Genomic DNA, 8,667 nt, shown 5'->3' on the forward strand with positions numbered 1-8,667 from the left:
ATCGACCGCGCCTACTTTGCGCTGACTGGCGGCGTCGAGCGCTGGCTCTACCGTATCGTGCGCAAGCATGGTGGACATCAGCGCGGTGGCTGGAGCTTCGACGTTCCGCACCTTCATCTCAAATCAGGTGCGCTTTCGCCGCTCAAGCAATTCGCATTCGAGCTGCGGACCATCGTCCGGCGGCAGTCTCTCCCGGGCTACCATCTGAGCCTTGAGCACAGCTTCGGCCGCGAGCGGCTGATCTTCAAACCCATCCCCGTCGACCCGTTCGTTGCCGCTGCCCGGCGCGTCGGTTTCCCTGTGGAGAAGTTGGCATGACATTCGGCCTATTAAAAACCGTCGGACTCGGCCCATCGGAAACCCGATCCTCGGCCTATCGAAAACCGAGACCATGCGGAAACCCGCAGAATTCTGCGGCAAATCGGCGCTCCTCTAACGATGCTAATAGAAAAGAATCCTTCGGATTCTTGCTAACCCTTTTGCAGCCTGTGGATAATCGCGGTGCGACGGGCCTGCTGAACGCCCGCGTCAAGCTTGTCGGGCTCGCGATGGTGGGAGCTCGGCCATGAGCGAGCCAACTGCGCAGCGGCACAGCTCCTCGCAGGCCATCAGGTCAGCGACAGCAAGCGCGCTTACCGAGGTCGAAGTGACCTGGATCGAGAAGCGCTACGAACAATGGATCCGCTTCGGTCGCATTGCGGCTGACACGATCATCAACCGCCGCACGCGCGTCATCGCCTTCCGTCCCGGCGCGGTATTCGCTTTCGTGCGCTGGACCTCGAACGACTATGGCACGATCCATTCGCGCATAGACATCGTGACGGCGGTTGCTCCGGGCGAGGCCTACACGACGTTGCCGTTTGTCCGCCCGGGCGGCGACATCCTGCTGCACATCGAGAGCTGGCCCAAGGTCGCACAGGTGTTGCAGGCCATTGATGCGGTCGAAGCCGCCGGTGTTGATCCGTGCGACGCATCGCCCGATCACTGGCGCCACGTCGGCAACCGGCTGAACGCCGGAATGCCGTTCCGGGCTTACACAGCTGAACGGCACGCAGCCTGGCTCCGGCGCAAGGCGCTCGAAGCATGAGCCGCCGCCGCTATGTTCGCGCCACGATACTGTGGGCAGGCTTGTTCAGCGCTGGGTTCGCAGCAGTCGCCATCCTGTCGCCGCGACCGAGACTGATGTGGAACGCGAGCGCCAGTGCGCCCGTCGGCCTCTATCGCCTCGTGAGCGACACACGCCCAAGGCTCGGCGAGTTGGTCGCCATTGTGCCGCCGGCTGCGACCGCACGGATGATGGCCGATCGCCACTATCTGCCGATCGGCGTACCGCTCATGAAACATGTCGCGGCTCTGCCTGGGCAATGGGCGTGCCGCGCCGACGCTGTCGTCTCGGTGGACGGCAACCGTGTCGCTATAGCCAAATCGCACGACAGATTGGGTCGGCCTTTGCCAAACTGGCAGGGCTGTCACCGCGTTCGAACAGACGAATTGTTCCTGTTGAACCCGGCGGCCGATAGCCTTGATGGGCGCTATTTCGGTGCTCTGCCCGCAGCCGGCCTTATCGGCACGGCACACCCCATCCTTACCCGTGATGCACCTGACCAGCCCCTGCGCTGGCGCGGCTTTGGTGCATCTGCCGCTTCCCCAACCACCAACCAGGAGCACAGGCCATGATGATCGGCGTCTTTCATTCCGCGCAGGACAGTTTCACGGGGCAAATCCGGACCCTCATGCTCGATGCTGTCGTGACGCTCGTCCCGGCTCCATCGAACGACAGTGACAATGCACCCGACTGGCGCGTGCTGCTCGGCGATGCCGAAACTGGCACGGAAATCGGTGCTGGCTGGAACCGCACAGGCGAGCGCGCCGGTGCCTTTGTCGCGGTGCAGATAGACGACCCGGCCTTTGCCTATCCCCTGCGCGCCAACCTGCTTCGGTCCATGTCCCGTGACGACGAGCATCACCTGCTCTGGTCGCGTCCGACCAATCGCGATCGGAAATAGGCCATGACCGGTGCATCGCTTCGCATTCGCCGGTGTTCCGCAGTTCGGATTGCCGTTCGGCTGCGCCTTCACCTTCTCCTTCCCGGCACTTTTTTCGCCCTCGGTTTGGCAGCGGCGACGTCTCCGGTTGCCGCAGTTGCGACGGTGCCTGACCAGTTTGCAGCGCATCCTTATGCGCCGCATGTCGCAGAGGCATCGCAGCGCTTCGGCATTCCCGAACTCTGGATATGGGCGGTGATGCGGGCGGAAAGTCGCGGCAATTCGCGTGCGGTTTCGCCTGCCGGAGCCATAGGGCTGATGCAGATCATGCCCGGCACCTGGTCTATGCTGAGCGCGCGGCATGGCCTTGGCTCTGACCCGTTCGATGTGCGTGCGAACATCCTTGGAGGTGCGGCCTATCTGCGCGCCATGTGGGATCGGTATCGCAATGTCAGCTTGATGCTGGCGGCCTACAATGCGGGACCAGGCCGTGCCGATGACTATGCTGCCGGTCGTCGCAGTCTTCCGGCAGAAACCGTCAACTACGTCGCCCAGATCGCGCCAGGTCTTGGAATGGCCAGCATCGCTTCGCCTGCTGCCATGCCACCTGCCAATGCTCATCCCTGGCGTCAGGCTACATTGTTCACGCCGCGCAGCGATGGCGAAGCGAGCAGCAATGACGTTGCGGCTGATGTGCAGCCACAGCGCACTCCGCTTGCGTCGCCGTTGGCCTCTGTGCCGTCACCAAACCCCGCGCCGCACCCCCTGTTTGTCTCGCTTTCACCGCGAAATCCGTGATGGGATACTCCAGCGCATCTCCGACGGTTCGGGCGTCGTGTCGGATAGGTACGGCGGGGAGGTGTGTATTTGAGCGAGAGGGCAATTTTAGAGGGCAAGATAAAAGGAGTGCCAGCACCTGGCCCTCATGTGGTTGTAGAAGCCTGATATTTTCGTATGGCACCGCGCAAAGCCTGCCATACGATGCTTCCCAAATGCCCGGAAATCTGCCGCGTAATCGTCTGGCACCTTCAAAATGAGCCGCGACGACAATGAATTTCGGGTGCGGCCGGGAAGAAGCAGGGACAGCGGTGCAGCCTCTGGACGGCGAAGCCAGAAGCTGGCGGCTCAGGTCCAGCGTGCCGCCAACAAGGCGGGCCATGCGGGTTCACGGCGAGCGGGTCTGAAACGCGGGAGTGGCAGCGGCAAAGCCGCGCGCGGGCGTCGGACGGTTGCCGCGATGCGCCGCACACCTGGCCAACGCCGCGTTACTGTTATGGCGCGCATCGCTCGCCATAAAGGTGCGCATTACCGCGCCGCACCGCTGGCAAAGCACATCAAGTATCTTGAGCGTGACGGCGTGTCCCGCGACGGGCGCGATGCCTCGATGTTCGATGCCCAGACCGACAGGGCTGATCGGGATGCCTTTGCAGGGCGTTGCGAAGATGACCGGCACCACTTTCGTTTCATCGTCTCGCCCGAAGATGCAGGAGACATGGAAGACCTGCGCAGCTTCACCCGCGAATTGATGGCTGACGCGGCCAAGGATCTGGGCAACGAACTGGACTGGGTCGCCGTTGACCATTGGAACACCGACAATCCGCACATCCATGTGCTGGTGCGCGGCGTTGCCAGTGACGGCACCGATCTTGTCATTGACCGGGGCTATATCAGCGAAGGTCTGCGGTTCCGGGCGGAAGAGCGGGTGACGCTCGAACTGGGGCCGCGCACCGAGCTGGACATCCGCACCGCGCTCGAACGCGAGGTCGATGCAGAGCGCTGGACCAGTCTTGACCGGCAGCTTGAACGCTTGGGTCAGGATACCGCAGGCCTTGTCGATCTGCGTCCAGGCGGCGACGCCGATCCCGAAATGCGCCGGCTGCTGCTGGGCCGCGCCGCCAAACTAGAACAGCTGGGACTGGCCGCGCGCGAAGGGCCTGCGGTGTGGGCTCTGGAGCCCGGTGCAGAAGCCACATTGCGCGACCTTTCGGTGCGCAACGACATCATCAAGACGATGCACAATGCCATAAGCCGCGACGGCGGGCGGTTTGATGTATCGGCATTGGCCCTGCATCAGGACGTTCCAAGCGAACCGGTCATCGGACGCCTGGTCGAACGTGGCCTCCACGACGAGCTAACGGGCAGCGCCTATGCCATCGTCGACGGTGTCGATGGCCGCACGCACCATCTGCGGTTCAAGGACATGGAGATGACCGGCGATGCCAAAGCCGGATCGATCGTCGAACTGCGCTCATGGGAGGATGCCAAAGGGCATGACCGGCTGTCGCTCGCCACGCGATCAGACATACCCCTCGAGGCACAGATCAAAGCACCTGGCGCGACGTGGCTTGATCGCCAGCTTGTTGCCCGCGACCCCGTAGCAACGGGCAATGGTTTCGGGTGCGAGGTGCGCGATGCGTTGGATGCCCGCGCCAGCCATCTCGAAACGCAGGGGCTTGCCCGCCGGCAGGGCCAGCGAGTCATCCTTGCTCAGGATCTCGTCGGAACGCTGAAGAATCAGGAGCTGACAGCGGCCACGCAGGCCATCGCCGCGCGCACGGGACTTGAGCACAAACCCTCGGGCGCAGGCGACTATGTCAGCGGCATCTACCGGGAGCGGGTGACGCTTTCGACGGGCCGCTTCGCGATGATCGACGAAGGGCTGGGCTTCCAGCTCGTGCCTTGGCGCCCGGCGCTCGATCAGCACCTCGGCCAGCACATCACCGGCACCATGTCGCCGGGCGGTTCTGTTGACTGGGCCTTAGGCCGCGGACGCGGGATCAGCCTGTGACCCTCATTTACCCCCTCATCAGGAGTAACTTTCAATGAACGCCACCCGCATTCTCTGGGGTCAGGTCATCGCCGTCATCAGCGTCACCTTGCTTGGCATCTGGTCTGCCACCCAATGGACGGCCCACGCCCTTGCGCATCAACCCGAGCTCGGCGAGCCCTGGTTCTGGCTTGGACCTTGGCCAATCTATCCGCCCTATGCCTTCTTCTGGTGGTGGTTTGCGTTTGACGCCTATGCACCACAGATCTTCCAGACCGGCGCTTTCATCGCGGTCTCGGGTGCCATGGCCGCCATAGTCATCGCGATCGCCATGTCGGTGTGGCGCGCGCGGGAGGAGAAGCAGTCAGAGACCTACGGTTCCGCACGCTGGGCGACCGACAAGGAAATCCGCAAGGCAGGTCTCCTGAAACAGGATGGTGTGGTGATCGGCTCGCACAAGAACCGGTATCTGCGGCACAATGGCCCCGAGCATATTCTCTGCTTTGCGCCGACCCGTTCCGGCAAAGGCGTCGGTCTCGTAATCCCGTCGCTGCTCGCCTGGCCGGGCAGCTGCATCGTCCACGATATCAAGGGCGAGAACTGGGATCTGACAGCGGGGTTTCGCGCCAGGCATGGCCGCGTCCTGCTGTTCGATCCGACCAACCCCGCATCCAACCCCTACAATCCGCTGCTCGAAGTCCGGAAGGGCGATTGGGAGGTGCGTGACGCCCAGAACATCAGGGTCACTGGAAAAGCGCACGCATTGGGAGAAAACCAGCCATTCGCTGCTCGTCGGCACCATCCTGCACGTCCTCTATGCCGAGAAGGACAAGTCGCTGGCCGGGGTCGCTGGCTTCCTATCTGATCCGCGCCGTTCGATCGAAACCACGCTGCACCGGATGAAGACGACCCCGCACCTGGGTAAAGATGGTGTTCACCCCGTCGTGGCCGCCGCCGCGCAGGAACTGCTGAATAAGTCCGACAATGAGAGGTCTGGCGTCCTGTCGACGGCCATGTCGTTCCTCGGCCTCTACCGCGACCCTGTGATTGCGCAGGTGACCGGAGCCTCTGACTGGCGCATCACTGATCTTGTCGATTCAGCGGCACCTGTGTCGCTCTATCTGGTCATTCCTCCTTCCGATATCAGCCGGACCAAGCCGCTCGTCCGCCTGATGCTCAATCAGATCGGTCGCCGCTTGACCGAAGAGCTGAGAGCCAAGGGTCGCCGGCAGCGCGTGATGTTCATGCTCGACGAATTCCCGGCTTTGGGGCGGCTCGACTTCTTCGAAAGCGCTCTGGCCTTTGTTGCAGGCTACGGGATCAAGGCATTCCTGATCGCGCAGTCGCTCAACCAGATTGAAAAAGCCTACGGGTCAAACAACGCCATTCTCGACAATTGCCATGTCCGCGTCGCGTTCGCGGCCAATGATGACAATACCGCCAGCCGCGTGTCCAATGCGCTCGGCACCGCGACCCAGATGCGGGCGATGAAGAATTATGCCGGGCATCGCCTCTCGCCATGGCTCGGCCATATCATGGTGTCACGGACAGAGACCGCGAGGCCGTTGCTAACCCCCGGCGAAGTTCAGCAATTTTCTGAGCACGAGGAAATAGTGCTGGTGGCCAGCACTCCGCCGATCCGCGCGGAAAAGGCAAAATACTTTCTCGATCCAAGGTTTTGCGCGCGCCTTCTTCCGGCACCTATCCCCAAACCGCTGCACCCGAAGAAACGGCCAAAGGACGACTGGTCTGCGCTCGCGCCCATTGCGGCATCGCTGCCGACTAAACCAGCCCAGGCCGAAGCGAAAAGCTCCGAACAGCCGTCAGTTGATCAGCCAAAGCCGGATGTGCCGTCAGATGCCGATGGGGCTGGATCAGAAAATGATTCGGCGAACTCCGGGATCAGGCGAGAACCCGAACTGGGTGAACATGAGGATGTCGTTCCCGCCCCCAAGCCACCGGTCAACGAGTTCGATCTTGATCGCGATGCGCCCGAGGATGACGCAGCCAGGGCCAAACGGGAAGCTGATCGCACTATGAACCGCAATGCCCGCAATGCATCGCTCGACCCCGATGACGGCATCGACCTGTGAGGAAGAAGCCCCACAGCAAACAAACCTTCCGGCTCGATATCGAACTGGCCAAATTGCTGGAGGAACGCGCTCATGCCCGCGGCGTCTCGCGCACCGAAGTGGTGGAGGCGGCGTTGATGTCCCTGCTGCAGTCCGATCAGGATGAGCGGATGGAGGCCGCTCTGGCAAGGCGGCTCGATCGCCTGTCGCGGCAACTGGATCGACTCGAATGGCATGTGGAATTGACGAACGAGGCGATTGGCCTGTTCGTGCGCTTCTGGCTCACCAGCAATCCGCCGCTACCCGACACGGCAATGAAGGCGGCGCAGGCGATGGGCAAGAAGAGGTGGCAGGGCTTCGTGGAATCACTCTCGCGGCGGATGGAGGCGGGGCCGAAGCTGCGGGATGAAGTGGGGCGAGAGATACCGAGCGCGACTGACGCCTGATCTCACAATTCGCTCAAAGCTGGCGCGGCCGGCGGACAATCTTCCATCCGCTTATCCCCCGGCGAGCTTATCGACCTTGGCGAGGAAAAAGCGCTCACTCCACAGATCAACCGATTTAAGATCGGCAGGACGCAGGAAGCGCTCGACATCCTTTGCCGCTTCCTTCCACTCGATCCGAGTGATTGCGCCAGAAAGCGCAGCCTTCAACCATGCCATGTCGACGAGAAGCGACCCGTCACCGGCCCATGGCCCTGCCTGAACCAGCGCGTTTTGCAAAAGGACGAAATTGGGTTCGAGCCCGCGCGAAACATACCAGGAGAAGTCGAACCAGTCGCGACCTTTGAGGAAGCCTCGGCATAGCAAGGCATGGATCTTCAGCGCAAAATTGGATGCCAGATCCTGATGGCGCACCTCATAGTCGGCTGGAAAATCAAGATAGGTGGTCGCCTCGGCCGATCCTGCGGGCGGGTTCACATCAATTTCCAGCTTGATCTTGATCGCCTTGCGATGGCCGGTGCCTGCGAATGACAGGTCGAGCTGGCTGGCGATGGAATCGTCCTTGAGCAGCGCCTGACGAATGGCCGTATCCATACGCGGCTTGGGATGCGCTTCCAGCGTGAGCCCGAACTGGCCGAACACCTCGGTCATCCCCTCGAGGTAAGGGGACCAGTCGAAGTCCATGTTCGGCACGCGCAGGAGAAAGTCCAAGTCCTCGGAAAAGCGTGGCAGCCCGTGCAGAATGCGCAGACTGGTGCCGCCCTGGAACAGGGCGCAATCGAAAAAATCGGCGCGCCACAGCGCGTATAACGCAATCTCCTGGAGGATCTCCTTGAGCGCGTTTTCCTCTTCAAGCGCATTGGTGGCGCCATAGCGGCCGAGCTTTTCCTTGATGATGTCAATCATGCAGCGATCCCCTGCTTTGAGCCCGTTTTGTCGTCAGAACCACATCTTCAAGCTCGGAAAGGAAGGCGTTCACTGCCTTGTGCTTGTAGACCGACTTCACTGCGGCAAAGTCCTTTTGCGTCAATGCCAGAAGCGCCTCGTCATCGATCCGCATGCCATTGGTCAGCCAATCGAGGCTAGACCATTCCACCTTGCGCAGGGCGACAAGATCCATAAGGGCGCGCAGCGGCCTAGCGACAAAGGCGGTGAGCTTGTCGAAGGTCACCCGTTCGACGCCGCCAAGGAAGCAATAATCAGCAATGGCCAGCGGATGATATTTGAAGGAGCCGAATTCGGTGGCCGGGATCTCCAGCGTTTTACGCCCCGGCGTCACGCTGGCAGTGACAAGCACGGCCTCAGGAATCCAGCCATGGTAAGCCAGCGCGCTTTCAAAGGAAATATAGCTCCCGGGAAGCAAAGCCTGCGCCACCGCGAAGGGATGCACAGGAGCGCTT

The 8,667-nt window shown here is 61.8% G+C and carries 9 protein-coding genes and 1 pseudogene; 8 read left to right on the forward strand and 2 right to left on the reverse strand.

Annotated features, from left to right (window positions below):
* The 8 genes and pseudogenes from B7X90_RS17735 to B7X90_RS17770 all read left to right on the forward strand — a co-directional run.
* The coding region (locus B7X90_RS17735) for a replication initiator protein A (RefSeq protein ID WP_292626789.1) at nt 1-318 on the forward strand (318 nt) is incomplete at its 5' end.
* A gap of 247 nt (nt 319-565) precedes the next feature.
* Nucleotides 566-1,087, forward strand: coding sequence for a DUF2840 domain-containing protein (locus B7X90_RS17740; RefSeq protein ID WP_292626791.1), 522 nt, complete (start codon nt 566-568; stop codon nt 1,085-1,087).
* A complete protein-coding gene (locus B7X90_RS17745) occupies nt 1,084-1,677 on the forward strand; it encodes a S26 family signal peptidase (RefSeq protein WP_292626795.1) in 594 nt (197 codons plus the stop codon). The genes B7X90_RS17740 and B7X90_RS17745 overlap by 4 nt, the downstream gene beginning before the upstream one ends.
* Nucleotides 1,674-2,006 carry a DUF736 domain-containing protein gene (locus B7X90_RS17750; RefSeq protein ID WP_292626797.1) on the forward strand — a complete coding sequence of 111 codons (333 nt, stop codon included), beginning with the start codon at nt 1,674-1,676 and terminating at the stop codon, nt 2,004-2,006. Before B7X90_RS17745 ends, B7X90_RS17750 begins: the two co-directional genes overlap by 4 nt.
* 144 nt (nt 2,007-2,150) lie before the next feature.
* Nucleotides 2,151-2,783, forward strand: a complete 633-nt coding sequence (locus B7X90_RS17755; RefSeq protein WP_292626799.1) for a lytic transglycosylase domain-containing protein — start codon at nt 2,151-2,153, stop codon at nt 2,781-2,783.
* A 235-nt stretch (nt 2,784-3,018) separates the two neighbouring features.
* On the forward strand, nt 3,019-4,773 hold the full coding sequence (locus B7X90_RS17760) for a DUF3363 domain-containing protein (RefSeq protein ID WP_292626801.1): 1,755 nt from the start codon (nt 3,019-3,021) through the stop codon (nt 4,771-4,773).
* A gap of 34 nt (nt 4,774-4,807) precedes the next feature.
* Nucleotides 4,808-6,845: pseudogene (locus B7X90_RS17765) on the forward strand (conjugal transfer protein TraG).
* A complete protein-coding gene (locus B7X90_RS17770) occupies nt 6,842-7,270 on the forward strand; it encodes a ribbon-helix-helix protein, CopG family (protein WP_292626804.1) in 429 nt (142 codons plus the stop codon). Before B7X90_RS17765 ends, B7X90_RS17770 begins: the two are co-directional and overlap by 4 nt.
* A 51-nt stretch (nt 7,271-7,321) precedes the next feature.
* On the opposite strand, the gene B7X90_RS17775 is transcribed toward B7X90_RS17770, so the two are convergent.
* Together B7X90_RS17775 and B7X90_RS17780 are read right to left on the reverse strand one after the other, a co-directional pair.
* Nucleotides 7,322-8,173, reverse strand: a complete 852-nt coding sequence (locus B7X90_RS17775; RefSeq protein WP_292626805.1) for a nucleotidyl transferase AbiEii/AbiGii toxin family protein — start codon at nt 8,171-8,173, stop codon at nt 7,322-7,324.
* A partial coding sequence (locus B7X90_RS17780) for a hypothetical protein (protein WP_292626807.1) occupies nt 8,166-8,667 on the reverse strand: 502 nt, incomplete at its 5' end. The genes B7X90_RS17775 and B7X90_RS17780, both read right to left, overlap by 8 nt.

The sequence above is a fragment of the Novosphingobium sp. 17-62-19 genome, from assembly GCF_002256775.1.
Lineage (GTDB): Bacteria > Pseudomonadota > Alphaproteobacteria > Sphingomonadales > Sphingomonadaceae > Novosphingobium.